Annotated in this window: 22 protein-coding genes; 16 read left to right on the top strand and 6 right to left on the bottom strand. The window is 64.3% G+C overall.

Features of this window, described 5'->3' with window-relative positions:
• Positions 1 to 5 precede the first annotated feature (5 nt).
• Both MMG94_RS13575 and MMG94_RS13570 read right to left on the bottom strand, forming a co-directional pair.
• A complete protein-coding gene (locus MMG94_RS13575) occupies positions 6 to 1388 on the bottom strand; it encodes a COG4223 family protein (RefSeq protein WP_016918612.1) in 1383 nt (460 codons plus the stop codon).
• Positions 1389 to 1483: 95 nt separating this feature from the next.
• Positions 1484 to 2353 carry an HpcH/HpaI aldolase/citrate lyase family protein gene (locus MMG94_RS13570; RefSeq protein WP_016918613.1) on the bottom strand — a complete coding sequence of 290 codons (870 nt, stop codon included), beginning with the start codon at positions 2351 to 2353 and terminating at the stop codon, positions 1484 to 1486.
• Between the two features lie 135 nt (positions 2354 to 2488).
• Between MMG94_RS13570 and MMG94_RS13565 the strand changes: the two genes are divergently transcribed.
• From MMG94_RS13565 to MMG94_RS13555, 3 genes are read left to right on the top strand one after another with little or no spacing between them, the layout of a single operon-like run.
• Positions 2489 to 3205, top strand: coding sequence for a carbonic anhydrase (locus MMG94_RS13565; protein WP_016918614.1), 717 nt, complete (start codon positions 2489 to 2491; stop codon positions 3203 to 3205).
• On the top strand, positions 3202 to 4110 hold the full coding sequence (locus tag MMG94_RS13560) for a TIGR01459 family HAD-type hydrolase (protein WP_016918615.1): 909 nt from the start codon (positions 3202 to 3204) through the stop codon (positions 4108 to 4110). Before MMG94_RS13565 ends, MMG94_RS13560 begins: the two co-directional genes overlap by 4 nt.
• 50 nt (positions 4111 to 4160) lie before the next feature.
• Positions 4161 to 4637 carry a MaoC family dehydratase gene (locus MMG94_RS13555; RefSeq protein ID WP_016918616.1) on the top strand — a complete coding sequence of 159 codons (477 nt, stop codon included), beginning with the start codon at positions 4161 to 4163 and terminating at the stop codon, positions 4635 to 4637.
• A 95-nt stretch (positions 4638 to 4732) separates the two neighbouring features.
• Here the strand turns inward: MMG94_RS13555 and MMG94_RS13550 are convergent, their stop codons facing one another.
• On the bottom strand, positions 4733 to 5851 hold the full coding sequence (locus MMG94_RS13550) for a hypothetical protein (RefSeq protein ID WP_202948244.1): 1119 nt from the start codon (positions 5849 to 5851) through the stop codon (positions 4733 to 4735).
• Positions 5852 to 6273: 422 nt separating this feature from the next.
• Between MMG94_RS13550 and MMG94_RS13545 the strand changes: the two genes are divergently transcribed.
• The 11 genes from MMG94_RS13545 (at position 6274) to MMG94_RS13495 (ending at position 19942) form a co-directional block, all read left to right on the top strand.
• The gene (locus tag MMG94_RS13545) at positions 6274 to 7224 is read left to right on the top strand and encodes a bifunctional riboflavin kinase/FAD synthetase (RefSeq protein WP_016918619.1); all 951 of its coding nucleotides are present in this window, start codon (positions 6274 to 6276) and stop codon (positions 7222 to 7224) included.
• Between the two features lie 90 nt (positions 7225 to 7314).
• Entirely contained in the window at positions 7315 to 8001 is a 687-nt protein-coding gene (locus tag MMG94_RS13540; protein WP_157212426.1) for an arylesterase, read from the top strand.
• A gap of 47 nt (positions 8002 to 8048) precedes the next feature.
• Positions 8049 to 8354 (top strand): hypothetical protein, encoded by a 306-nt coding sequence (locus tag MMG94_RS13535; RefSeq protein WP_026016060.1) that lies wholly within the window; start codon positions 8049 to 8051, stop codon positions 8352 to 8354.
• A 19-nt stretch (positions 8355 to 8373) separates the two neighbouring features.
• On the top strand, positions 8374 to 9312 hold the full coding sequence (locus MMG94_RS13530) for a hypothetical protein (RefSeq protein ID WP_154419727.1): 939 nt from the start codon (positions 8374 to 8376) through the stop codon (positions 9310 to 9312).
• A gap of 230 nt (positions 9313 to 9542) precedes the next feature.
• On the top strand, positions 9543 to 12653 hold the full coding sequence (gene ileS / locus MMG94_RS13525) for an isoleucine--tRNA ligase (protein WP_154419729.1): 3111 nt from the start codon (positions 9543 to 9545) through the stop codon (positions 12651 to 12653).
• Positions 12654 to 13029: 376 nt separating this feature from the next.
• A complete protein-coding gene (locus MMG94_RS13520; RefSeq protein ID WP_016921661.1) occupies positions 13030 to 14460 on the top strand; it encodes a lipopolysaccharide biosynthesis protein in 1431 nt (476 codons plus the stop codon).
• 89 nt (positions 14461 to 14549) lie between these two features.
• Positions 14550 to 15395: a rhomboid family intramembrane serine protease gene (locus tag MMG94_RS13515; protein WP_016921660.1), complete on the top strand. Its 846-nt coding sequence runs from the start codon at positions 14550 to 14552 to the stop codon at positions 15393 to 15395.
• A gap of 120 nt (positions 15396 to 15515) precedes the next feature.
• On the top strand, positions 15516 to 16262 hold the full coding sequence (locus tag MMG94_RS13510; protein ID WP_016921659.1) for an electron transfer flavoprotein subunit beta/FixA family protein: 747 nt from the start codon (positions 15516 to 15518) through the stop codon (positions 16260 to 16262).
• 1 nt (position 16263) lies between these two features.
• Complete coding sequence (locus MMG94_RS13505) at positions 16264 to 17208, top strand: electron transfer flavoprotein subunit alpha/FixB family protein (protein WP_016921658.1); 945 nt, start codon at positions 16264 to 16266, stop codon at positions 17206 to 17208.
• 222 nt (positions 17209 to 17430) lie between these two features.
• A complete protein-coding gene (locus MMG94_RS13500) occupies positions 17431 to 18312 on the top strand; it encodes a 3-hydroxybutyryl-CoA dehydrogenase (protein ID WP_016921657.1) in 882 nt (293 codons plus the stop codon).
• A 244-nt stretch (positions 18313 to 18556) separates the two neighbouring features.
• The gene (locus MMG94_RS13495; RefSeq protein ID WP_016921656.1) at positions 18557 to 19942 is read left to right on the top strand and encodes a M20/M25/M40 family metallo-hydrolase; all 1386 of its coding nucleotides are present in this window, start codon (positions 18557 to 18559) and stop codon (positions 19940 to 19942) included.
• A gap of 62 nt (positions 19943 to 20004) precedes the next feature.
• On the opposite strand, the gene MMG94_RS13490 is transcribed toward MMG94_RS13495, so the two are convergent.
• Together MMG94_RS13490 and MMG94_RS13485 are read right to left on the bottom strand one after the other, a co-directional pair.
• On the bottom strand, positions 20005 to 20475 hold the full coding sequence (locus tag MMG94_RS13490; protein ID WP_016921655.1) for a pentapeptide repeat-containing protein: 471 nt from the start codon (positions 20473 to 20475) through the stop codon (positions 20005 to 20007).
• Positions 20476 to 20565: 90 nt separating this feature from the next.
• Complete coding sequence (locus tag MMG94_RS13485) at positions 20566 to 22275, bottom strand: alkaline phosphatase family protein (protein WP_154419731.1); 1710 nt, start codon at positions 22273 to 22275, stop codon at positions 20566 to 20568.
• Positions 22276 to 22535: 260 nt separating this feature from the next.
• On the opposite strand from MMG94_RS13485, the gene hemA reads away from it, so the two are divergent.
• Positions 22536 to 23822 (top strand): 5-aminolevulinate synthase, encoded by a 1287-nt coding sequence (gene hemA, locus MMG94_RS13480; protein WP_016921653.1) that lies wholly within the window; start codon positions 22536 to 22538, stop codon positions 23820 to 23822.
• Between the two features lie 233 nt (positions 23823 to 24055).
• The gene (locus MMG94_RS13475; protein ID WP_016921652.1) at positions 24056 to 24298 is read left to right on the top strand and encodes a hypothetical protein; all 243 of its coding nucleotides are present in this window, start codon (positions 24056 to 24058) and stop codon (positions 24296 to 24298) included.
• Between the two features lie 3 nt (positions 24299 to 24301).
• Here MMG94_RS13475 and MMG94_RS13470 read toward each other — a convergent pair whose 3' ends face one another.
• Entirely contained in the window at positions 24302 to 26563 is a 2262-nt protein-coding gene (locus tag MMG94_RS13470; protein WP_016921651.1) for an NADP-dependent malic enzyme, read from the bottom strand.
• Between the last annotated feature and the right edge of the window lie 46 nt (positions 26564 to 26609).

Genomic DNA, 26609 nt, shown 5'->3' with positions numbered 1-26609 from the left:
CCCGCTTACTTCTTGCCGAGCGCCGCGATGGCCCCGCGCAGCAATTCATCCGCCGCTTTCGCCGCTTCGGCGCACTGACGGAGCGTTTCGCCGAATTCTTTCGTCTCGGCCCGCGCTTCCTCAGGCAGGCTGTCGAAAATGCGTTCGGCTGCGGCGAAATCGCTCCGGCCGAGCGCCGCCTCGATACGGTCGAGCTTGCCGTCGAGGCTCTCCGGATTGGCCTGGCCGGCAGGCCGCACCTTCACGAGCTTGCTCGCGCCCTCGAGCAGATGGCCGGCGATGTCGCCGCTGTCATGCGGCGTTTCCGGATGGACGTCCTGCGTCCTGAGCTTCTTGGCGAGCGGCAGGAAGGCGTCGCGCAACTGCGCGCCTGTCGGGACGCCTTTTTCGGAGAGTTCGATCAGCGCCGGCGCCGGCGCGGGTTCCGCGTTGAGGCGCGAAAGGGCGGCGATCTCCTCGGCGAATGGACGGCCCGCTTCAAGTTCGCGCTGGAGCGCGAAGGCGACGACGACCGCCGCGCCGCCCGCGTCAGCCGCGGGAGGAGAAGGAGGGGGGGCCGGCTTTTCGACCGGCGCTTTCGCCACTTCGGTTTCCGGCGCGGCGCGCGTCTCGCTCTTTGGCGCGTCGAGTTTCCCGCGCAGCGTCTGCACTTCGTCGCTCAGCGCCTCGATGCGCCCTTCGAGCGCCGAAATCAGGTCGCGATCGGTGAAGCCGTCGGCGTCGAGGGCCTTGGCCGCGGGAGCGGGGACCGGCGGGGCGGCGACCGGAGCCGGCGGCGGAAGCGTTTGCGGCGCTTCCTGGGCGAGCTCCACCGGCTTGCGCGGGGGTTCGGGAATGTCGGCGCGTTTGGGCTGCGACGTCTCCGCGACCGAGGCGCCGGCCGGCGTTTCGGGCTCCTTCGCGGTTTCCGCGGGCGCAGGCGGCGGCGTTTCGGGCGCGGCTTCCGGGGCGGCGGTTTCGCCGGCCTGCGCCGCTTCGGTCTGCGGGGCGGGTCCCGATTCCGAGCCGGCGGCCGGCGGCAGCGGCGCCTTGTCGAGCAGCGTGCGGCGGCTTTGCGTCTTGGGCGCGGGTTTCGGTTCGCCGGTCAGATCTGCGACGAGACCCTGCGCCTTGTCCAGCGCGCCGCGCGCTTCGGCGATCCCCTCTTCCACATAATTGGCGGCGAGCCCGATGCGCGGATCGGCGTCGCGGAAGGTCAGGGCGCCATATCCGGCGGCCCCGGCGAGGATCGCCAGCGTCGCGGCGGAGAGGAAGAGCTTGGAGAGAAAGCCGCCCTTGCGTTTTTTCGGCGTGTCGGGCCTGGCCGGCGGCGTCGCTGGCGACCCCTTATCCGCGGGGCTTTCGACTTTGGAGGCTTTGTCGGTCTTCTCGGTATCAGGCGCCGCCATGCTCACCGTCCTCGTTTTTTCGCCCTACGGATCGGCAGATATAAAGTAGGCGGCCTGCCCGCGAAACAGGCTTTCGTCGCCTCAAGGCGCGGCGGTCAGCCGGCCGCTTCGACCAAAGCGAGCGTGCGGCGCGCAATGTCGAGATGCAGGCGCTCGACCATCTGGCCGTCGATCTGGACGACGCCCTTTTCGGCGTTTTCCGGATCGTCGAAAATGGCGATGATGCGGCGCGCGAAGTCGACCTCTTCCGCGCTCGGCGCGAAGATTCCGTTGACCGGCGCGATCTGGTTCGGGTGGATCAGCATCTTGCCGTCGAAGCCCATGTCGCGGCCCTGTTCGGCTTCGCGCCGCAAGCCCGCCTCGTCGTTGAAGTCGTTATAAATGCCGTCGATGATCTCGATATTGTGAACGCGCGCCGCGAGCACGCCGGCGGAGAGCCAGGAGAGCAGCGCCGGGCGGCCGGGAGTGAGGCGCGCGCGGGTCGATTTGGCGATGTCGTTGGGCCCGAGGACCAGCACTTCGAGGCGCGCCGCCGGATCGTCCGCGGCGCTCGCGATTTTTTCGATGTCGAAAATGGCGCGCGGCGTCTCGATCATGGCCCAGAGCCTGGTCCTGAAGGGCGCGCCGGCGGCCACGATGTCGGCCGCGGCTTTCAGAATGTCGTCGCGGGAATTGACCTTGGGAATGACGATGGCGTCGGGGCCCGTCGGCGCGATCGCGGCGATGTCGGGCTTGTACCATTCGGAGCCGCGGGCGTTGACGCGCACCACGATCTGCCGCGCCCCATAACCGCCGCCCAGGATCGCCGCGGCGACCTGCTGGCGCGCCGTCGCCTTGGCCGCCTCGGCGACGCCGTCTTCGAGCTCGAACATCAAAACGTCCGCGGCGAGGCTCTTGCCTTTTTCCAGGGCGCGGGCGTTGGAGCCCGGCATGGCCAGGACGCTGCGCTTGAGTTTCGATATCATTTTCTGGCTCGCTCGTCGGTGGGGTCGATCTTCCTCTTGCCGCGAGCGTTGTCCTACACAATAAGAAGCGTCTCCGCCATCGGGCGTTAGCGCGAATGTAGCGGCCCCCGCCGTCTCTCAGCCGGAAACGAATTCATGGCAGCCGATAGCAACCCCAACCCCGGGGGCGGCCTCCCGCCTCACCTCGTCGAAGGCTATGAAGTCTTTCTCGGCGGCCGTTTCCGCGCCGAGCAGGAGCGCTTCCGGATGCTCGCCATCAAAGGCCAGAAACCCACCACGATGGTGATCAGCTGCTGCGATTCGCGCGTGACGCCGGAGGCGATCTTCGACGCCGGGCCGGGCGAACTCTTCGTCCTGCGCAACGTCGCCGCGCTCGTTCCGCCTTACGAACCCGACGATCATTTTCACGGCGCCTCCGCCGCGCTGGAATACGCCATCATGGCGCTCGAGGTGCAGCACGTCCTGGTGCTCGGCCACGGCAAATGCGGCGGCGTGAAAGCCTTTGCGCAAATTTCGGTCGATCCGGAGACGCCCCGGCTCAGTCACTCCGACTTCATCGGCGACTGGATCAAGATGCTGGCGCCCGCCGTCGAGCGGCTCGGACGCACGCCCGATCCCGAGGATGAAAACGATCTGCAGAAGCTCGAATTCGAGACGATCAAGCAGACGCTGATCCATCTGCGCAGCTTTCCGATGGTGCAGATTCTCGAGCGCCGCGGCTATCTGCATCTCCACGGCGCCTATTTCGGCGTGACGGACGGCAGGCTTCTCGCACTCGATGAGGAATCCGGCGAGTTTCGTCCCGTCGCCGAGAACGCCCATGCGGCCGCCTTGCTGGAGGCGCGGTTTTGACGCCGCAACCGGCCGCCTCGGCGCGCGACATTCCGACGATCTCCGGCCTGCACGAACTCACAGGCCGCTATGACGCGATCCTCTGCGACGTCTGGGGCGTGCTCATCGACGGCAAGAAGCATTTTCCGCGCGCGGCGGACGCCTTACGTCGATTCCGGGCGCAGGGCGGCCGGGTCGTGCTGATCACCAACGCCTCGCGTCCCGACGCCGAGGTGCGCCGTCAGCTTTTGGGCCTCGGCCTTCCGGCGGCGGCGTTCGACGACCTCGTCTCCGCGGGCGAACTGACCTGCCGGGAGATCGTCGCCCGAAACGGACAGGCCTGTTATCATCTCGGTCCGGCGCGCGACGACGGGCTTTTCGAGGAAGCCGGCCGCCGCATCGGCGCACCGGTCAGGAAGGTCGGGCCCGACGAAGCCGATTATGTCGTCTGCACCGGACTTTTCGCGGAGCGCGAGGAAATCCCGCAGGATTATGATGCGCGTCTCGCCGCCTTGAAGGCGCGCGGCCTCGTTATGCTTTGCGCCAATCCGGACATCGTCGTGGCGATCGGCGACGACGTCGTCTATTGCGCCGGGGCGCTCGCCGAGCGCTACGCCGCGATGGGCGGCGACGTCTTGATGTACGGCAAACCTTTTGCGCCAATTTACGACGCGGCGCGCGCGCGCCTCGCGGCGCTGCCGGGCGGGGCCGTCCCCGACGCGCGCATCGTCGCGATCGGCGACGGCGCCTTCACGGATCTCGCCGGCGCCGGACGCGCCGGGCTCGACTGCGTCTTCGTCACCGACGGCGTGCATGTCGAGGAGCTGCGTCCTGGCGGCGACGGCGTCGATTGCGCCGCGCTCGAACGCCTCGCCTTAGCGGCGCAAGCGCGTCCAATGGCTTTGGCGCGCGAAGTTTTCTGGTAAAAGGAGGGAAGCGGGCGCTTCGCCCTTCCCCTAGACCATCCGGTGACTCCATGTCGACGCCGTTCAAAATCTATTATTTCGAAGACTTGAGCGTCGGCATGCGCGAGACGCTGATGAAGGCCGTCATGGACGACGACGTCATCGCCTTCGCGGATCTTTCCGGCGACCGCAATCCGATTCATCTTTCCGATCACTTCGCGTCCAAGACGCGCTTCGGCGAACGCATCGTCCATGGCCTCTACACCGCCTCGCTGATCTCGACTGTGATCGGGATGTATCTGCCGGGCCCGGGCGCGGTCTATCTGTCGCAGACCCTGAATTTCAAGGCGCCCGTCAAGATCGGCGACGTCATCACCGTCGTCGTGGAAGTGATCGAACTCGTCGAGAAGGGCCGCCGCGCCAAGCTGCATTGCGAATGTCTCGTCGACGGCAAGGTGGTGCTCGACGGCGAAGCGACCGTGATGGTGCCTTCGCGCGAACAGGCGACCCGCTCGGCCCCGCCTGCTGAGAAGCCCGCGACGGCGTGATCGGCGACGGCGACTTTGAGAAAATCAAAAACAAGAATGCTGCTAATTCAGCAATCGCCGCCACAGCGCTGCACGCTATGGAATTGCTGTTCCTTTTAGAAGGAAGGCTGATGGGTCATCAGACGAAGGAATTGAGGATTTTTCAGAATCATCTGAAGGCTTCCCTTATGCTCTTCAATCACGCCTTGTGCGCATACTCGCCTGCCTTCTAAAGCTGACAAATTTCCAAACCGAGCTTCATAGGCCGCCAGATCATTCTGCCAAACTACCAGAGCAAGGGTTTGGTCCGGATACGGGCGATCTAGATTGATGTAGGTGATCTCAGGATGGGCGCTCACCTGCGCCACTCTCCCGCATGCAAGGACGCTTTCGCTCACATGAAAGGGAGCCTTCAGAGCTTCAATGCTTTCTGCGGCGGATACGACCTGAACAGCCAGATTTTGGCGTGGACCATTTTGCAAAACAAAATAACCCAGAGCGCCCATAGCAAACACAACGGTCGAAGCCGCCCGCCATGCTGATCGCTTGGGAGGCGGAGATTGTACTATCGCTACGGCTGGTTGTGGCGATGGCGTTGGCGAGGACAAGGGAGCTGAAGGCCGAACTGGTTTTGGAGAAGCCGTTTCCGGTGGAATTGATTTTGGTGGTTCTGGTTCTAATGGCGTAGGTTCTGATGGCGGCACAAATGGTTTAATAATAATTCTTTGTTGTTCGTCCTTCTTGTTTTTGGCGGCTCTTTGGCTCGCCAATTTATCCGAAATCTCGTGAATTATCTCATTTGGATTATTAAGCATTCTCCAATTAGAATAACGGAGCAATGTTCCGAACTTTTCTAATAATGCGTTTTGACGTTCAAGAAAATCATTCCAATCGATATGTCGATTGGCGCTATCTGTATACCTATCTCTGTTTGTGCCATCGAGTTCAATAGGTAATAAATATCCTTTTGACGGATTGGCAATCATAAAATCAACCCGTCTTGATTTTCCTTTTTTGTCAGAAAATGGATATTGTGGCGTAACATCGGATGGAGCTAATTCGGAAATCTGAGATAGTACTGAATCTACGAACCGTTCTTCATAGTTTATGACTTCACCCCTGCTCGTTGTGCAAACAATCTTATCTTTATGAATTTGTTTCCATTGCTCCCAATCTTTTATTGAATTATTAACCGTATTCAACACAGAACTTAAGTTAACGCGAACAGTAGCCATTTTCTGCCTCCGTTGAGGCCATATATATCAATTTTTTTCTTAAAAAATATTTAGGAACCAATAGCGCAGATAAATTTAAGAAGCTATGTAGCTTATTTCAATTTAATTCTAATATTTGATATACATTCAAGCTTTAGGATTCGCCATCTATTTTAAATCTCAGAGCAGTAATGTCATGAAATTATTTCATACCGACTGCTCCCGAGGCTCCACAACGCAGACAATCCGGATATTCGTAACCAAAACCAGGCTCGGAACGCCGTTTTGGCGGGAACGCGCGAATAGGCCTCCGGCTCTCACGGCGCCATGACCGCCGGGCGCGTCGTCGGCGCCGAGACGGGACGTCGACAATTTGCTCCCCTTGCGCTTCCCTCCGCCGCGCGGCAGTTTGGCCCGCCTAGCGCCGCCTGACGGATCCCACCTTGAGCCAGAATTTCCTCGTCGTCCGCGATCCCGTCTCTCCCCCCGCCGGGCTTGAAGGAGCCGTCGCCGCCATCGGCAATTTCGACGGGCTGCATCGCGGCCATCGCGGCGTGATCGCGCGCGCCCAGGCTCTGGCGACAAAGCTCGGCAGACCCTGCGTGCTGCTCACCTTCGAGCCGCATCCCGCCGACGTCTTCGCGGGCAAGCCCGTCATCTTCCGCCTCACGCCGCCCGACGCCAAGGCGGCGCAGGCGGCGCGCCTCGGGCTTGACGGCATGATCGTCCTGACTTTCAACCGCGATCTCGCCGCCTGCCCGGCCGAGCGTTTCGTGCGGGACATTCTCGTGACGCGCCTCGGGCTCTCGGCGATCGTCGCGGGCTACGATTTCCGCTTCGGCGCGGGCCGCAAGGGCGACGCGGCTTTTCTGGCGTCGGAAGGGGCGCGTCTCGGCGTCTCGGTGGAGATCGTCGACCGCATCACAAAGGACGAGGAGGGAAGCCTGGAGGCCGTCTCCTCCACCGCGACGCGCGAAGCGCTGGAGAAAGGCGACGTCGAACTCGCCCGCCATCTGCTGGGCCACCCTTATTTCGTGCGCGGGGTGGTGCGCCCCGGCGACAAGCGCGGACGCCATCTCGGCTTTCCCACGGCCAATATCGCGCTCGATCCCTCGAACCGCCTGCGGCATGGCGTTTATGCGGCGACGCTGGAGGCCGACGGCGTCGTGCGCGAAGGCGCCGCCAGTTTCGGCCGGCGTCCGACTTTCGACAACGGCCCTCCGCTGCTCGAGGTCTTCGTCTTCGATTTTTCGGGCGACCTCTATGGCAAGGCGGTCGAAGTCGCCTTTTTCGGCTTCGTCCGCGGCGAAGCCAAATTTGAGAGCGTCGACGCGCTCATCGCGCAGATGGAGGATGATTGCCTGAAAGCGCGCGACATCCTTCAGCGCCGCTGACCCTGCAAAATTAAACATTCTCCGCGCCGCTTGGCGGCCGGGCGGCCGGCCCTAGCCTTCTAGGCCTGTTCCTCAGCCCGGAGGATGGCCATGAGCGGCTCATCGCGTCTTCTAGCAGCCTGTCTTTTCGTTTCCCTGTGCTTTCCCCTGGCGGCCGAGGCCCAGCCCAAACGCGTGGTGATCTATGGCGACAGTCTCGCCTCCGGCTTCAATCTTCCCGAAGGAACGGATTTCGCCTGGGCGCTGCGCAAGCAGCTCTATCGGCGCGGCCGCGGCGACACGCTGGTCATGAACACCTCGCGCGCGGGCGATACGACCGGCGTCGGCGTGGATCGTCTCCCGCTCGCCTTCAGCGGCGGCGCCGATCTCGTCATCGTCGAACTCGGCGGCAACGACATGCTGGGCGGCGAGGATCCGCGCGTCGTTTACCGAAATCTTGATACGATCGTGCGCCAGAGCAAGGCGCAGGGGGCGCGGGTGATCGTCGCCGGCATGGTCTCGACGCCCAAGCGCGACCCGACCTATAAACCCCGTTTCGACGCCGTCTATCCCGCTCTCGCGGCGCGCCAGCGCGTGGCGCTCTACCCCTTCTTCCTCGACGGCGCCTTCGGCGATCGGCGTTACATGCAGAGCGACGGCGAGCATCCGAACGCCGCCGGCTCCGATCTCATCGCCGCGAAGATAGCGCCGATGGTCGAGCGCGAGCTGAGGGCGCTGGACAGGCGGGACAATATGCGCGGCATGCGCGGCTTCTACGCGCGCGCGCCGCGTTATTGAAGCCGGGCGCGCCAGCGCCTATCTTCGCCTTTCGAAAGGGACGCGACATGAGCGACGAACCCAGAGGCGAAGTTGAGATCATTCCGCCGGGCGAAGAGCCCCGGCGGAGCCATGAAGACGGTTTCGCGAGTTCGCGCATCTGGATTTCGTCGGGCTCCGGCGACGTCAAATTCGTCAGGCTCGGACCGTTGCAGAGCATGATGCTGGGCGTCGGGCTGTTGCTCTTCATCGGGCTGTGCCTCTTCTTTCTGTCCGGCCTGCTGCTGATCCTCGTGCCGGCGGTCGCGCTGATCGGCGCGGCGGCGTGGGTCGCCAATGCGCTCGGCTTTGGCCCTTTCCGGCGCCTGCGCTGAGCGCCGAAGGGCGCGTCTCATGAGCAAAAGCCTGACGGCCGGCGCCCTCGCCTTCCTCTTTTTCGCGCCGCTCCCGGCCGGCGCGGAATGCGCTTTCTCGCCGAACGGGAGCGCCTCGGCGACGACCTTCGCGCCGGGAAATCAAGCCCTCTTCCTCGCCGGCGAATATCGCGGAAAGGGCTCGGGCCCTTACGCCGAAATCTCGGTGGACGACAAGGCGTCGGCGGACAATGTGTTCGCCCTGTCCGCGCTCCGCATCGATCACAGCGTCAATAAGGGCGCCGGGGCCGGCAATAGAACCGCCTTGTTGCCGATCCTCAATTTCAATCACGCCCTCCCCGGATCGGACGACGACAAGAAGTTCTACTCCGCCGCCTTTCCCCAGACCTATGTCTACGCGCCGGACGGCGGCGACGCGGAAAGGAGGCGCGGAAATTTCTATGGCTTGAACGCTCTGACGCAGGCCTTCGCCGGGGCCACGAATCTCGTCGGCGTTTCGGGCGGCGAGTTCGACGTGTCGCTGAACGCCGGGGCGAGCGCCGATTACAAGTCGATCCTCACCCTCATCAGCGTCAATAGCGACGCGGTTCAGGGCGTCCTTTTCGACGCCATGCTCGCTTTGTCCAGGGACAATACGACGAAGACGGGCTGGCGTCGCGGAATCGCCTTCGGCCGTCCGGACAGCACATGGCCGATCGATCCCGCGGGCGACTTGATCGGGGCCTCGCCGCCGGGAACCGGTCCCGCCGTCGCCGCCAACGGCGTCGATTTCTCCTCCGTGCGCTTCTCCCAATGCGCCTTCAAATCGCAGGGCTTTTGCGTTTCGCCGAACGGCGCGGTCGCCGCCAGCGGCTTCTCCGCCGGTTCCGCCCAAGGATTGACGACGACGGTCGAGGTCCCCTGCGGCGTGCTGACCTTCACCAACGGGCTTCTCACCAGCAAGGGAGCCTGCCCCTGACGCCGCCAAAGTTGACAGCGAAGTTTCCGCTTTCCGGCGACGCCCCTGCTTGGTATTGAAGAGGCATGCCGTCTTTGCGCCGCATTCGAATTACCGGCCCGGCCCACGCTTGAGCTTCTGCTCGCGGGGTTCCGGGTTTTCCGCGCATTGGCGCTTCCCCACCAAATCCTTTATGTCACGCGGAACTTGCCGGCCGTCCCGGCGCCGCCCGACCCGGTTGTCCAAGACCCATGAACGACGAAACGCCCAAAGGGCCCGATTATTCCAAGAGCCTCTATCTGCCGGAGACCGATTTTCCGATGCGCGCGGGCCTGCCCCAGCGCGAGCCGGAATTTCTGAAGCGCTGGGCCGAAATCGGCCTCAATGAGAAGATGCGCGAGGCCGCCAAAGGCCGGCCGAAATTCACGCTGCATGACGGGCCGCCCTACGCCAACGGCAATATCCATATCGGCCATGCGCTGAACAAGATCCTTAAGGACGTCGTCACGCGCAGCCAGCGCATGACCGGCAAGGACTGCGTCTATGTGCCGGGCTGGGATTGCCATGGCCTGCCGATCGAATGGAAGATCGAGGAGGAAAATTACCGCGCCAAGGGCAGGAAGAAGCCGGATTTTGCGCAGCCCGACGAAATGATCGCCTTCCGCCGCGAATGCCGCGCCTATGCGGAGAACTGGCTCTCCATCCAGCGCGAGGAGTTCAAGCGGCTGGGCGTCGCCGGCGAATGGGATCATCCTTACGCGACCATGGCTTATCCGGCCGAAGCGATCATCGCCCGCGAGATCATGAAATTCGCCGAAAACGGCCTGCTCTATCGCGGCTCCAAACCGGTGATGTGGTCGGTCGTGGAGAAGACGGCGCTGGCGGAAGCCGAAGTCGAATATGAGGACCACACGTCAGATACGGTGTGGGTCGCCTTCCCGATCCCGCGCGGCGCGGAAGAGGACCTCTCCGACGCCCGCGTGGTGATCTGGACCACGACGCCCTGGACGCTGCCGGGCAATCGCGCGATCAGCTTCTCGTCGAAGATTTCCTACGGCCTCTATCGCGTGACGCAGGCGCCCGACAAGAATTGGGCCTTTCCCGGCGCGAAATTCATCCTCGCCGACAAGCTCGCGAGCGACGTGTTCAAAGCCGCGAAGGTGGATGGCTTCGAGCGGCTGCGCGACGTCTCCGCGGACGAGTTGAAAGACCTCGTCTGCGCCCATCCGCTGGCGCATCTGCGCTATGTCTTCGACGTGCCGCTTTTCGACGGCGATCATGTCACTGACGACGCCGGCACCGGCTTCGTGCATACGGCGCCGGGCCATGGCCGCGAGGATTTCGACATCTGGATGGTGAATGGCCGCCGTCTCGCGGAATCGGGCATCGACGCCCGCATTCCCTATACGGTCGATGAAGACGGCTTCTACACCAAGGACGCGCCGGGTTTCGACGGCAGGCGCGTGCTTACCGAGAAGGGCGAGAAGGGCGACGCCAATGAAGCGGTGATCGCCGAGCTGATCAAGGCCGGCAATCTCATCGCGCGCGGAAGGCTGAAGCATCAATATCCGCATTCGTGGCGCTCGAAGAAGCCGGTGATCTTCCGCAACACGCCGCAATGGTTCATCGCGATGGACAAGCCGTTCGGCGCGGCGCCCTACCTCCCCCTTGCGGGGAGGTCGGCGGTCGAAGACCGCCGGGTGGGGGGCGGCGCCGGCGAACCCCACCCCGAAGCGCTTCGCGCTTCGACCCTCCCCGTAAAGGGGAGGGATGAGGCGGCCGCACGAGCGGGAGCGAACAATCCCACCCTCCGCGACATCGCACTGGAAGAAATCTCCCGCACGCAATGGACGCCGGCGGCCGGCGAGAACCGTATTCGGGGCATGATCGCCAATCGCCCGGACTGGGTCGTTTCGCGCCAGCGCGCCTGGGGCGTGCCGATCGCCGTTTTCGTCAGGAAGGGCACGCATGAAATCCTCGTCGACGCGCGCGTGAACGCTCGCATTGTCGAGGCCTTCGAGAAGGAAGGCGCGGACGCTTGGTACGAGACGCGCGCGGCCGAGCGCTTCCTCGCGCCCGAATATGCTCCGAACGATTACGAGAAAGTCGCCGACGTTCTCGACGTCTGGTTCGACTCCGGCTCCACACACGCCTTCGTTCTCGACGATCCGAAGAACTTCCCCGCGCTCGCCGGCATCCATCGCAAGCGCGACGGCGGCGAGGACGAGGTGATGTATCTCGAAGGTTCAGACCAGCATCGCGGCTGGTTTCACTCATCGCTTCTCGAAAGCTGCGGCGCGCGCGGCCGCGCGCCCTATGACGCCGTGCTGACGCATGGCTTCGTGCTCGACGAGAAGGGCCGCAAAATGTCGAAGTCGCTCGGCAATGTCGTCGCGCCGCAAAAGGTGATCGCGGATTCCGGCGCCGACATTCTGCGTCTGTGGGTCGCGGCGTCCGACTATGCCGACGATCTGCGCGTCGGGCCCGAGATCCTGAAGACCTTCGTCGATCTCTATCGCAAATTGCGCAACACGCTGCGCTGGATGATCGGAGCGCTTGCGCATTACGGCTCGGATGACGACGCCGCGCTCGAACATGCGAGCGAACTCGAGCGGTTGATGCTGCATCGTCTCGTCGAGATGGACGCGCAGATTCGCGCCGCCTATCAGACGTACGACTATAAGCGCGTCGTCGCCTTGCTCACGCCCTTCATGACAAGCGATCTTTCGGCCTTCTATTTCGACATCCGCAAGGACGCGCTCTATTGCGAGCCGCCGTCGAGCGTGAAACGGAAAGCGTCGCTCGCCGTCATCGAGCGCATCTTCCGCTGCGTGACGACATGGCTCGCGCCGATCCTCGTCTTCACGGCGGAGGAGGCCTGGCTCGCGCGTTATCCGGAAGCCGTTTCCGTGCATGTCGAGAGCTTCCCCGACATCCCGTCGCATTGGCGCGACGAGGCGCTCGCGAAGAAATGGGAGAGCGTGCGCGACATCCGTTCGGTGGTCACCGGCGCGCTGGAGATCGAACGCGCGCAGAAGCGCATCGGCTCGTCGCTTGAAGCGGCTCCGGCGGTTTACGTCGCCGACGGCCATATGCGCGCGGCGCTCGACGGTGTGGATTTCGCGGAAATCTGCATCGTGTCGGATATCGCCATCGAAACGGGCGAAGGTCCGTCGGACGCTTTCCGGATTCCGGAGGTCAAGGGCGTCGCCGTCGCGCCGCGCCGCGCCGGCGGCGTCAAATGTGCGCGCTCCTGGAAATATTTCGACCCCGCCACGGCCGACCCCGACTATCCCGACGTGACGCCCCGCGACGCGCAGGCGCTCAAGGAGCTGAAGGCGCTCGGGCGCTGGAGCGCGTAAGCGAAGAAATGGAAGCGCGCGCGAAGCCGGCTTGCCCCGTCCCCAACTCTCCCCCGCTTTCGCGGGAGAGGGCGCGCGCCCGTCATCTTCATGCGAAGGGGCCAGGCTTTTCGCATTGCGCGCCTCGCTCCTTTCCGGGTTCCGCGGGAAAAGGGACGCTCGCGACCGTGCGGCCGTCATTGCGCGCCGAAGGCGAAGCAATCCAGCGCCGCCATAGCCGCTCCTGGTTTGCTTCGCCGGTATTGCGAAGTCGGGTATACCCGACTTCGAGAAAAGCGCGCAATGACGCCGCGAGCCTTGTCGCGAAGCGATCAGGCGGAAGCCGTATCACTCCCTCTCCCGCGAAGCGGGGGAGGATTGAGGCGGGGGCCTTTCATTGAAAGTCCTTCTCGCCTTCCTCGCCAACACCATCACCAATTTCATCATCGGCCTGATGGTCGCGAAATTCCTCGGTCCCGAGGAATATGGCCGCTTCGCCCTCGCCTTCTCCATCGCCGTCGTCGTGCAGACGGCGCTCTATGACTGGCTGCGGCTTTCCGCGACGCGCTTTTATTCGCAGCGCACCCGCGAGAGCGACCCCATCATCCGCTCGACGCTCGGCTCGTCCTTCCTCGCGATCACCGCGCTGCTCGTCATCAGCACATTCGCTTATTCGCTGGTCGGCCCCGAACTCGATTTCGACAATGAACTGATCCTGCTCGCCCTGGCGACGGCGACGGCGAACGGGCTCTTCGATTATTCCACCGCGCTCGCCCGCGCCCGTTTCGAAGACGGCGCCTATGGACGCCTCGTCCTCGTCAAGAACCTGCTGGCCTTCGCGCTCATCGGCGGCGGCGCCTTCTGGTTTCGCTCGGCGGGCGTCGCCCTCGCCGGCGGCGTCGCGAGTCTGCTTGGCACGGTGTTTTTCGCGCGCGACGCGTTGCGTGATCCCGGCGTGCGCTGCCTCGACGCGGAAGCTGAAACGGTCAAGCAGCTCATGGCCTATAGCGCGCCCATCGTCGCCGCGCATCTCGTCTATCAGACGATGCCGCTCGCGGCGCGCGCCATCGTCGCCAGCGTCTACGACTTCGCGGAAACGGGCCAGTTCGCGCTCGCTTACGATCTCGGCATGCGCGCGGTCATGGCCTTCGGCTCGGCGCTCGACGTGCTGCTCTTCCAGATCGCCGTCGCGGCTCATGAAGAGCATGGCGAGGACCGCGCGCGCGAGCAGGTCGCGCATAATATGAGCGTCGTCTTCGCCTTCCTGCTGCCCGCCTGCGCCGGGCTCTGGCTGGTCATGCCCTCCGTCGAGGCGCTCATCGTGCCGGGCCAGTTTCGCGGCCCCTTCGGCCATTATCTCGGGCTGCTGCTCCCCGGCCTCTTCGCCATGGCCTTCCTGAATTTCGGCGTGAACCCGGTCTTCCAGATCAGCAAGCGCACGGCTCCGCTCATCGTCGCGGCGGTCGCGGCGGCGGCCGTTTCGCTCCTGCTTCTCTTTCTGCTGCCATGGGGCCGCGACGCCTCCAATCTCGCCGTCGCGCAGGCGGGCGGCTATGTCGCGGCTCTCGTCGCGACGATCTATTTCGCCCTGCGCGCCCAGCCGGTCTGGCCCTCCTTCCGGGACCTGTTCGCGGCGGCGGTCGGCACGGGGATCATGTTCCTGGCGCTGACGCCGATGCGCGAATCGATGTCGCCCGGTTTCCTCACCCTCGTGGCGCAGATTGCGGCCGGCGCCGGGATCTATGGCGTCATGGTCGCGGCCTTCGACATTGCCGGGCTGCGCGGGCAGGCGCTCGCCTGGCTGCGGCCAAGACTTGTGCGGGCTTGACTTGTGCGGCGTGGCTTGCGCGGGTGTGACAGAAGCGCGCAGGCGCTTATCTTTAAGGGCTGGCTCAAACGAAAGACGGGGTTCGCGCAATGGTGATGCCGCTCTATGACGACGCGCCTTTGCGCCATCTCAAGCGCCCCGTCGCCAATCACGCGCTGATCGTCGTCAATATCGCCGTCTTCCTGCTCGTCCAGAGCGAGATATTGGGCGACCCCCTCACGGTCATGCGCGGTTTCGCGATCATCCCGCGCGTGCTGTTCGGCGAGGCCAGCCTCGCCGACTGGATCGTCGGTCCGCCGCCCGCGCTGACGCTCGTCACCTCGCTCTTCTTCCACTCCTCTCTGCTTCATCTCGCGAGCAATCTGCTCTTCCTCTACGTCTTCGGAGACAATGTCGAAGACGCGATGGGTTCGCTCCATTATGTCCTTTTCTACCTCTCATGCGGCGTCATGTCGGGCGTCTTCTACGTCTACGCCACGCCGCAATCGATCACCCCTCTGGTCGGCGCGTCGGGGGCGATTTCCGGCGTCTGCGCCGCCTTTCTGCTGCTCTATCCGGGCGCGACGGTCACGGGCTTCTTCCCGCCTTTGACCATGGTCATGCTGCCCTTCTGGTTCATCACCCTCGCCGACAAGTCGCGCCCGCCGCTGCGCCGCCTTCTGGGCCTGACGCCGCCGCTCTTCAGCTTCCACGCCACCGGCTTTCTCTTCGTCGGCGCCTGGATCGCGCTGCAGCTTGTCAATGCGAGCTGGGGCGGCGGCGAGACCCACGTCGCCTGGATGGCGCATGTCGGCGGCATCGTCGCCGGGCTCCTCCTGACGCCGCTTTTCAAGCGCCGCCGGCACAAATTGCTCGACCGCGGCCCCTATGGTCCGCCAAAGGCGCCGCCGGCGACGGAGCCGGCCCCGCCGGAGCAGACGGGCTTTGATGGATGAAGGGACTTGAAAAAAGGGCTTGACCTCCCCGTTTGACACTCGCGCGCGCCCCCGTTACCAGACCGCCACAGTTTTCCAAGCGGGACGCGCCGCGTCCGCTCCATCTCCAGAGGTCGCGCGATGAAAATCCTCGTGCCCGTCAAGCGGGTCGTCGACTACAATGTTAAAATCAGGGTCAAGCCCGACGGCTCCGGCGTCGATCTCGCCAATGTCAAAATGTCGATGAACCCCTTCGACGAGATCGCCGTCGAGGAGGCGCTGCGCCTGAAGGAAGCCGGCAAGGCGACGGAAATCGTCGTCATCTCCATCGGTCCGGCCAAGGCGGACGAGACCCTGCGCACCGCGCTCGCCATGGGCGCCGACCGCGGCATTCTGGTGAAGACCGACGATACGGTCGAACCGCTCGCCGTGGCCAAGATCCTCGCCAGGATCGCGGCCGAGGAACAGCCCGGCCTCGTCATCCTCGGCAAGCAGGCGATCGACGACGATTCGAACCAGACCGGCCAGATGCTCGCCGCTTTGCTCGGCTGGGGTCAGGGCACCTTCGCCTCCAAGGTCGATCTGACGGACGGCTCGGTCGACGTGACCCGCGAGATCGACGGCGGCCTGCAGACGGTCAGCCTCAAGCTCCCGGCGGTCGTCACCACCGATCTGCGCCTCAACGAGCCGCGCTACGCCTCGCTCCCCAATATCATCAAGGCGAAGAAGAAGGAGGTCGCCGTGAAGGCGCCCGCCGATTACGGCGTCGACATTTCGCCGCGTCTCGAGGTGCTGAGCACCGCCGCCCCCGCGACGCGCGCCGCCGGCGTCAAGGTCGGCTCGGTCGCCGAACTCGTCACCAAGCTCAAGGAAGCGGGAGTTCTCTAAAATGGCCATTCTGCTTCTCGCTGAAACCGCCAATGGCGCGCTGGCGCCGTCCACCGCCAAGGCGCTTGCAGCCGCCGCGCAGATCGGCGGGCCGGTCCACATCCTCGTCGTCGGCCCCGGCCTCGACGCTGCTGCGGCCTCCGCCGCCAAGCTCGCGGGCGTCGAGAAAGCGCTCTACGCCGCCGACGCGTCGCTCGACCATGTGCTCGCGGAGCCGGTTGCGGCGCTCATTCTGTCGCTCGCGCCGTCCTATGACGTTATCATGGCGCCCTCGACCAGCGCCGCCAAGAACGTGCTGCCGCGCGTCGCCGCGCTGCTCGACGTGGCCCAGGTTTCGGACATCATCAAGGTCGTCTCGCCTGATACGTTCGAGCGCCCGATCTATGCCGGCAACGCCGTGCAGACGGTCCGCGCCAGGGACGCCAAGAAAGTCATCACCGTCCGCACCACGGCTTTCGCGGCCGCGCCGGATGGCGGCTCGGCTCCGGTCGAGTCGATCGGCGCCGCGTCCAATCCGGGCGTCTCCTCCTTCAAGAGCGAGGAGCTCGCCAAGTCCGAGCGTCCCGAGCTGACCTCGGCGCGCATCATCGTCTCCGGCGGCCGCGCCCTCGGCTCGGCCGAGAATTTCCAGAAAGTGCTGGACCCCGTCGCGAACAAGCTCAACGCCGCCATCGGCGCCTCTCGCGCGGCGGTCGACGCCGGCTATGCGCCGAACGACCTTCAGGTCGGCCAGACCGGCAAGGCGGTCGCGCCCGAGCTCTATATCGCGGTCGGCATTTCGGGCGCGATCCAGCATCTCGCCGGGATGAAGGACTCGAAGATCATCGTCGCGATCAACAAGGACGAAGAGGCGCCGATCTTCCAGGTCGCCGATTACGGCCTCGTCGCCGATCTCTTCAACGCGATCCCCGAGCTCGACGCGGAACTCGCCAAGCTCGGCAAGTAAGGACATGACCCCCTCCCCAACCCTCCCTCGCCATATGCGGGAGAGGGAGCAGGCCGAAAGCCTTCATCGGCGGGGAGGGGGAAGCGTCAACGCGACTTTTTCCAAGCTTGCCAGTTTTCTTTCGACCCATTCGCGCGTTATATTGCAGTGCAACGTGGCCGCATTTGCATCGCAGCCGTCCCGCCCTTTTGACGGCGGTCCTCTCGCTATGGTGTTCGGACAATGAGCTTCGAAATTCGCAAAGTCGGCGTAATCGGCGCGGGACAGATGGGCAAAGGCATCGCGCATGTCTGCGCGCTCGCCGGCTATGACGTCGCCATCAACGACGTGACGACGGATCGGATCGAGGCGGGCGTCACGGATATCGGCGTCCAGATGCGGAAGTCGGCCGAACGCGGATTCCTCGCGGCAGATGCGGTCGAGGCGGCTCTGCCTCACATTTCCGGCGCGCCCGCGATTCAGGACTTTCGCGATTGCGACATCGTCATCGAGGCTGCGACGGAGAACGAAGAGATCAAGCGCAGGATCCTCACGGACGTCGCGCTGGTGGTGAAGCCCGAGGGCATCATCGCCTCCAACACCTCGTCTATCTCGATCACGCGCCTCGCCTCCATCACGGGCCGTCCCGAGCGCTTCATCGGCATTCATTTCATGAATCCGGTGCCGCGCATGCAGCTCGTCGAGCTGATCCGCGGCATCGCCACGGACGACGCGACTTTCGAAGAGGCGAAGAGATTTTGCACGAAGCTCGGCAAGACCGTGACGGTCGCCGAGGATTTCCCCGCCTTCATCGTCAACCGCATCCTGCTGCCGATGATCAATGAGGCGATCTACACGCTCTATGAGGGCGTGGGCTCGGTCGAGGCGATCGACACGGCGATGAAGCTCGGCGCCAATCATCCGATGGGCCCGCTGCAGCTCGCGGATTTCATCGGGTTGGACACCTGCCTCTCGGTGATGCAGGTGCTGCATGAAGGCCTCGCCGACACCAAATACCGCCCCTGCCCGCTGCTGGTGAAATATGTCGAGGCCGGCTGGCTCGGCAAAAAGACCCAGCGGGGCTTTTACGATTACCGTAGCGGGACGCCGACGCCGACGCGTTGAGTTTGCAGGCTTACGACAGGCGCAGCGCTCGTCCTTCGAGACGCCGCCTTCGGCGGCTCATCAGGATGAGGACTGCTTTTTGTACAGCAAATTCCTTGGCCCGCCACCTCGCAAATGCCCGTCCTCCTGAGGAGGCGCGCAAAGCGGCCGTCTCGAAGGAGGAGGGATCGTTTCCGCCCCATTCCGCCTTCCCACCGCCGCCACTTCGCACTAGCTTCGCATCAACTGCGAAGGACCTGATTCCATGGCCACGATCGACGATGTCTTGAACGCGATCGACGCGAATTTGCCCGCGTCGACGCAGCGCCTGTTCGATTTGCTCAGCATCCCCTCGGTTTCGACCGATCCCGCTTTCACGCAGCAATGTCTGCGCGCCGCCAATTGGCTCGCCGATGAATTGAAAGGGCTCGGCTATACGGCCGAGGTGCGCGAGACGCCCGGCCATCCCATCGTCGTCGGCCACGCCAGGGCGAAGCGCAAGGATGCGCCGCATGTGCTGTTCTACGGCCATTACGACGTGCAGCCGCCGGACCCGCTGGAGCTGTGGGAGGCCGATCCCTTCGCGCCGCGTCTAGCCGATGGCAAGGAAGGCAAGGAGATCGTCGCGCGCGGCTCTTCCGACGATAAGGGCCAGCTCATGACTTTCGTGGAGGCCTGCCGCGCCTTCGAGGCGAATGGCGGCCTGCCCTGCAACGTCACCTTCCTCTTCGAGGGCGAAGAGGAGACGGGCTCGCCCTCGCTTCCCGATTTCCTAGCCAAGCACAAGGACGAACTTTCGCAGCCCGACATCGCTCTCGTCTGCGACACCAGCATGTGGAACGCGAAAACGCCCGCGATCACCGTCATGCTGCGCGGCCTCGCCCAGGAGGAAGTCGTCATCAGGATCGCGAGCCACGATCTGCATTCCGGCATGTTCGGCGGGCCGGTGAACAATCCGGTGCATGCGCTCTCGAAGATCATCGCCGATCTGCACGACGAAGAGGGCAAGGTGACGCTGCCGGGTTTCTACGCCGGCGTGCCTGAAATCCCGGAAGACATCGCCGAGCAGTGGCGCAATCTCGAATTCGACGAAAGCCAATGGCTCGCCGATATTGGCCTCACGCGCGTCGGCGGCGAGAAGGGCAAGGGCGTCATGGAGCAGATCTGGGCGCGCCCCACCTGCGACGTGAACGGCATTGTCGGCGGCTATACGGGCAAGGGTTCGAAGACCGTGCTGCCGGCGCAGGCCTCGGCGAAATTCTCCTTCCGTCTCGTCGGACAGCAGAACGCCAAGGCGATCCTCGAAAGCTTCCGCGCCTTTGTGCGCGAGAGGCTGCCGGCGGACGCCAAGGTCGAATTCATCAATCACGGCGCCTCCAACGCGCTTCAGCTGCCCTTCAGCTCCGAGGCGCTTTCGCGCGCCCGCCGCGCATTGACCGAAGAGTGGCGGAAGGACGCGGCGCTCACGGGCTGCGGCGGCTCCATCCCGATCGTCGGCGCCTTCAAGCGCGACCTGAATATGGACACGCTGATGATCGGCTTCGCGCTGGATGACGACCGCATCCATTCGCCGAACGAGAAATACAGCTATACGAGCTTCCACAAGGGCGCGCGGAGCTGGGCGCGGGTGCTGGACGCGCTCGCGCGGTGAAATCGTCTGAAAGAGGCGAACCGGCGACCTTTTCGACGCAGCCGCGCCGTGTGCTTCAAGGCTCAGTCGAAAGGCGGCCTCTCGCCCCGCGTTCCCCGCTGCGTGCAGCCGTAAAACCGGTTCTTGCTGAAAAGCGGCCCGGCTCCCGGCCGCTCGTCTTTCACGAAAACGCAATCCTCAAAGGCCGATTCCACGACGCGGCAATCGTCGAAGAGGCAGGCGCCGCCGAGATTGTCGAGCTCGAAACGGCAACGCTTGAACGTGCAGTTCACAAAATCGACGCTGCGGAAGGAGCAACCCTGAAAAACGCAATTTTCGAAAGTCGTATCTAATATCAAAGCGGTGTTGAACAGCTCCCAGTACCAGGTCACGCGCGTGAAAGCGCAGCCGATAATCGCGCCTTCGACGCTGGGTCTGCTGATCTCGAAATCATCGAATGAACAATATGCAAAGATGGTCTCGCCCGGCAGCGCCGCGAAACGGCCGCCGCTTTCCATGAATTCCTCGTCCTGCACAAGCGTCATCTCGCCCATGGCGCGCACTCCTTCAGTTGCGCGCAGATTAGGGCGGTCGGCGATCGGCGGCTTTGCGCGCCCGCACAGGCGCAACGACGGCAGCTCGCGCTAATAAGCGACGCTGATCGCGCTCGAGAGGCTGCGCACGGCGGCGTCGCGCGCCGACAGCGGCGCGAGGCCGAAGCGCTCCTCGATCAGCTTCGTGACCGACGTCGTGTCATGCGCCGCCTTGTCGACGCCGGAGCGCGCGAAACGCGCGGAGATGAGCAACGCGGGAACGCGCGCGCCGGGTCCCCATTTGTCGGAAGGCGCGCTCTTGTCCGCATTCCACGGCGGCGGAGCGACATGGTCCCATGCGCCGCCGAATTCGTCATAGATGACGACGATCAGCGTCCTGTTTGCGTCCGGACCTTTCACGACCGCCTCGACAAGATCGACGAGATGCTGGTCGCCGCGGGATTCGCTGGCGTCGCCGGGATGCTCGTTCTCCGACCCCAGCGCTTTCACAAAGCTTACCGGCCTCAGTCCGCCCTGGGCCGCGGCTGCGAGGAATTCCGTTTCGTCGAGAAGGCGTTCCTTGCGGGCGTCGGTTCCCGGCGCATATTTGCCGAAATAGACGAAGGGCTGGTGGTGGAACTGGAACATCATGTCCGGGCAGCGGGGAAAAACCGCTCCGGCCATCGTCGTCGCGGGATCGCAATGCGTCGGAGGATTCGTCCAGCCCGGCGCGCCGACGCGGCCGTCGGCGTTGGACCATCCGCCCGCATACCAGGCCCAATCTATATGTGCGTCATCGAGGCGATCGCCGATCGTCTCATGCGCGAGGGCGGGGAGGCGTTGCCACGGCGGCGTCCCCGGCTTGATGGGTTCGTTGGAAGGCTGAATCGTTCCGACAGCGAAATCTCCGCAGGCGACGCCCGGCGGCGGCGCGGGACGGCCGGGCGGCGGCGCGCAGGAGGCGGTCAGCGCGTATTCCTGCGCCATCTTGCCGAGCGGACTGGCGTAGAGCGGCGTATTCGCGCCCATCCCGTTCTCGTCGACGACCGCATGCAAATCATGCGCGCCGCCAGAATTGTCGGCCTGTTCGAAGACGGGCGTCGCGGCGGCGATCAGCCATTGGTGATTGATGAAGGAGCCGCCAAAGGCCGCGTGAAAGAAATTGTCCGCGACCACATAATGCGGGGCGCCGGGCGCATGGAGATAGCGATAGATGGGCAGCTTCGTCGTGTCGTAATAGCCCATGACGAGGCCCATCGCGTCGCCGCCGGTCACAAAGCGGTCTTGCCTGCCGCCATTGATCTGGAACTGCTCGGCGTAGAAGCGGTGCGCCATGTCGCGCGTGCAGCCGCCGGGAAGTCCTTTTCCCTTCGCCACGCCGTCCTTTGGCGGGCGCTCGCCGGGCAGCGGGCAGGTCGTGTCCGTCGGGACGATGAAAGCGTCGATCTCAAAGGGCCGATTGGGGAAAGCTCCCGGCAGCGGGGCTCCCGCGACGCTCTTTTCGACGCAGAGAACCGGCAAAGGCGCGGGCGCGGTCAGATTGACGTCGTTTTGCGGGAGGCATTCATAGGGCGTCGCGTCGGCGCGGATCTGGGGCGCGGCCGAAGCGGCGAAGCGGAGGTCGTTCACCGGCTGGCCGCCGACATCGCCCCATTTTCCGAAAAGATTGTCGAAGCTGTGATTCTCCTGGACGATCACGACGATTTTCTCGAAATCGGCCACTCTCTCCGGCGTCGCGCCTGCGCAAGGCGCGACGTCCGCCGCGACGGAAAAGAGGAGCGCCAGAACCGCGCGGCGCTTGAATGGATCGGAGGATGGCATGCTGTCCAATTTCCTTGCGGCGCAATGTCTCAGGAAAGCCTTCTCGCGCCCCAAAGTGAAGCTTTTATTGCCGCTTATAGCATCGCGCGGCCCGGCCGGCGCCACAACTTTTCCTGCTGCTGGACCCATGCCCCGCGACGTTCCGCCTCTCGCCATTCAGCTTAGGATCGGCTATGTAAGAAAACGTCCAAACTAGGCGGCAGGCAGGACGGGGCCTCGCCGACCGGTTTGATGGGCGTCAAGAGATCGAGGGTTCGGTAATGGTGTATCGGCGATATTTCGAGGCGGCCGTCGCCCGTCTGAAGGACGAGCGCCGTTATCGCGTCTTTGTTCATCTCGAACGCGACGTCGAGACGTTTCCTCTGGCCAAATGGCATCGCGACGACGGCGCGGTCGACGACGTGACCGTCTGGTGCTCCAACGACTATCTTGGCATGGGCCAGCACGCCGAGGTGATCGACGCCATGGTCGACACCGCCAGCAAGGTGGGCGCCGGGGCGGGCGGCACCCGCAACATTTCCGGCACGAGCCACGCCATTGTCGAGCTGGAGCGCGAACTCGCCGACCTTCACGGCAAGGAAGCCGCCCTCATCTTCACCTCGGGCTGGATCTCCAATCTCGCGGCGATCTCGACCATCGCCGACCTCCTGCCCAATTGCGTCATCCTCTCCGACGCGTCGAACCACAATTCGATGATCGAGGGCGTGAAGCGCTCGCGCGCAGAGCGCAGGATTTTCCGCCATAACGATCTCGCTCATCTCGAAGAATTGCTGATCGAGGCCGGCGACCGGCCCAAGCTCGTCGTCTTCGAGAGCCTCTATTCGATGAACGGCAATATCGCGCCGGTCAAAGAAATCGCGGCGCTCGCCGAGCGTTACGGCGCCATGACCTATGTCGACGAAGTCCATGCGGTCGGCATGTATGGCGCGCGGGGCGGCGGCATTTGCGAGCGCGAAGGCGTGATGGACCGCATCGACGTCATCGAGGGCACGCTCGCCAAGGGCTTCGGCGTGATCGGCGGCTATGTCGCGGGCGACTCGGCGGTGATCGACGCCATCCGCTCTTATGCCGGCGCCTTCATCTTCTCGACCGCGCTGCCGCCGGCCGTCGCCGCTGCGGCCTGCGCCTCCGTGCGGCTTCTGAAGCGCCGCACCGATCTGCGCGCCGCACATCAGCGCGCCGCCCATATCACCAAGCACGCGCTCGCCGCCGCCGGCCTGCCGATCCTCGAAAACGGCTCGCATATCGTCCCGGTGATGGTGCGCGACGCGGAGCTCTGCAAGGCGGCGAGCGACCTGCTGCTCACGCGCCACAGCATCTACATCCAGCCGATCAACTATCCGACCGTCGCCAAAGGCTCCGAGCGCCTGCGCATCACGCCGACGCCGCGCCACACGCATGAGCATATTGCGCAACTCGTCGAAGCGATGGTCGACGTCTGGCATACGCTGGGCATCGCCTTCGCCGAGCCGCCGGCGCATCTGCATGTCGACCACAAGAGCGACGAGCGTTGCACCTATCCGGAGATCAAGCTCGCCGCGCAATAAGCGCGCCTTGGCTTACGGTTCAAAAATCATCCTCAAATGCGGGCCCCGGACGTCGAAACGTCTGGGGCCTTTTCTTTCTCGCTTGGCGTCGATCGAAGGATTTTGTTCCAAAGGCCTGCGAACGATGGGCATCGCTAGAATTGCGCGCGTCTCTTTCGCCCGGCCTTAAACCGCCGGGTGTCTTCTAATGCGGCTACGAAGCAGCAACCACAATAGAAGACGGGTCGATCGCCATGAGCCGCGTTCAATATTCCCTCGAGGGCGGCGTTGCAGCCGTTCCGCCGCAGCCCGTAACGCATCTGTTCCGCGCAACGCGCGGGCCGAGCCTTCCCAGCCGACGGGAGATGCGCCGCGCTGTCGAGAATCTCGGCCTTTTCGCTTTCGGATTCGGGACGACGACGCTGCTCATCCACTTCGCCGTGGGCCTCTTCGCCGCCGCGCGCATGACAAGCGCGCTGCCGCCCTTCACCCTTTGATCGTCAGCCGCCGAGGCCGAACGCGGCGAGCGCCGCCATATTGACGATCTCCGTATCGGTCGCGCCGAGCTGGGTGATCTGAACGGGTTTGTCGAGGCCGACGATCAGCGGCCCGAGCACCGTCGCGTCGCCCAGCTCCTGCAGCATCTTGGTCGAGATCGCCGCGGAGTGGAAAGCCGGCATGACGAGGACGTTCGCCGTGTCCTTCAGCCGGGAGAAGGGATAGGCGCCCATCAATTCCTTGTTGAGCGCGATGTCGGCGCCCATCTCGCCCTCATATTCGAAATCGACGCGGCGCTGATCGAGCACCCGCACCGCGTCATGCACGCGCTCGGTGCGCTCGCCGGGCGGATAGCCGAAGGTCGAGAAAGCGAGCATGGCGACGCGCGGAATGAGGCCGATGCGCCGAGCGACGCCCGCCGCCTCGATCGCGATTTCGGCAAGCTCCTCCGCTTCCGGCAATTCCGTGATCGCCGTATCCGCCACGACGACGACGCGTCCCTTGGCGAGAATGAGCGAGACGCCGATGACGCGATGTCCCGGCTTCTGATCGACGACGCGGCGGACTTCCTCGAGCGCATTGGAGAAATTGCGCGTCACGCCCGTCACCATCGCGTCCGCGTCGCCGCGGGCGACCATGGCGGCGGCGAAATGGTTGCGGTCCTGATTGATCAGGCGCTGGCAGTCGCGCAGCAGAAAGCCCTTGCGCTGCAGCCGCTCGAAGAGAAACTGCGCGTAGACCGTGTTGCGGTGGGAGAGCTTGGCGTTGTGAATTTCGATGCCGGGCGCGAGCTCGACGCCCGCATTGGCGGCGTTGGCCTTCACCCGGTCCTCGCGGCCGACGAGCACCGCCGTTCCCAATCCCTGATTGACGAAAGTGACGGCCGCGCGGATGACCTGCTGCTCCTCGCCTTCCGCGAAGACGACGCGCTTGGGCTCCCGCCGCACGCGTTCGAAGACGGTCTGCATCACGCCCGCGATCGGATCGCGGCGCGCGGAAAGCTCATGCCGATAAGCCTTCATGTCGATGATCGGCCGGCGCGCGACGCCCGATTCCATCGCGGCGCGCGCGACCGCCGTCGGCACGACGTGTATGAGGCGCGGATCGAAAGGCGCGGGGATGAGATAATCGCGCCCGAAGCGCGGGCGCGCGCCGCGATAGGCGTTCGCCACTTCGTCCGGCACGTCCTCGCGCGCAAGGTCGGCGAGCGCCTGCACGGCGGCGATCTTCATCTCCATATTGATGGTCTTGGCGCGAACGTCGAGCGCGCCGCGAAAGATGTAGGGAAAGCCCAGAACGTTATTCACCTGGTTCGGATAGTCCGAACGCCCCGTGGCGATGATGCAGTCCGGCCGCGCCGCGCGCGCTTCTTCCGGGGTGATTTCAGGATCGGGATTGGCCATGGCGAAGACGATCGGGTCCGACGCCATGTTCTTGAGCATTTCCGGCGTCAGCGCGCCCGCGACGGAGAGGCCGTAGAAAATATCCGCGCCTTCCAGCGCCTCGGCGAGCGTGCGCGCCCTGGTCTCGACGGCATGCGCGCTTTTCCATTGATTCATGCCTTCCGCGCGCCCGCGATAGACGACGCCTTTCGTGTCGCAAAGCGTGATGTTGCGCGGATCGAAGCCGAGCGCCCTGGCGAGGTCGAGACAGGCGATGCCCGCCGCGCCCGCGCCGTTGCAGACGAGCTTCGTCTCCTTGATGTCGCGGCCGGTGAGCAGCAGGGCGTTGATGAGGCCCGCCGCCGAGATGATCGCCGTGCCGTGCTGGTCGTCGTGAAAGACGGGAATGTCCATCATTTCGCGCAGCCGCTCTTCGATTACGAAGCATTCGGGCGCCTTGATGTCTTCGAGATTGATCCCGCCGAAAGAGGGGCCGAGATAGCGCACCGCGTTGATGAAATCCTCGACCTCCTTGGCGTCGACTTCGAGGTCGATCGAATCGATGTCGGCGAAGCGCTTGAAGAGGGCGGCCTTGCCTTCCATCACGGGCTTGGCCGCGAGCGGCCCGAGATCGCCGAGCCCTAGAATCGCCGTGCCATTGGTGATGACGGCGACCATATTGCCGCGCGTCGTATAGTCGAAGGCGAGCGAGGGGTCCTTGGCGATGGCCATCACCGGCGCGGCGACGCCGGGCGAATAAGCGAGCGAGAGATCGCGCTGCGTCGCCATGGGCTTGGTCGAGACGACGGCGAGCTTGCCGGGGCGCCCGCGCGAGTGAAAGAGCAGCGCCTCCTTCTCCGTGAAGACGGGCCGATCGCTCATGCTTTCACTCATTTGGGCAAGCCTTTCCGATTGCTGCGCCTATTGC

Source organism: Methylocystis parvus OBBP (genome assembly GCF_027571405.1).
Taxonomy (GTDB): domain Bacteria; phylum Pseudomonadota; class Alphaproteobacteria; order Rhizobiales; family Beijerinckiaceae; genus Methylocystis; species Methylocystis parva.
Note: the sequence above shows the minus strand (reverse complement) of the source record. Positions and strands in the feature narration are given on the sequence as shown.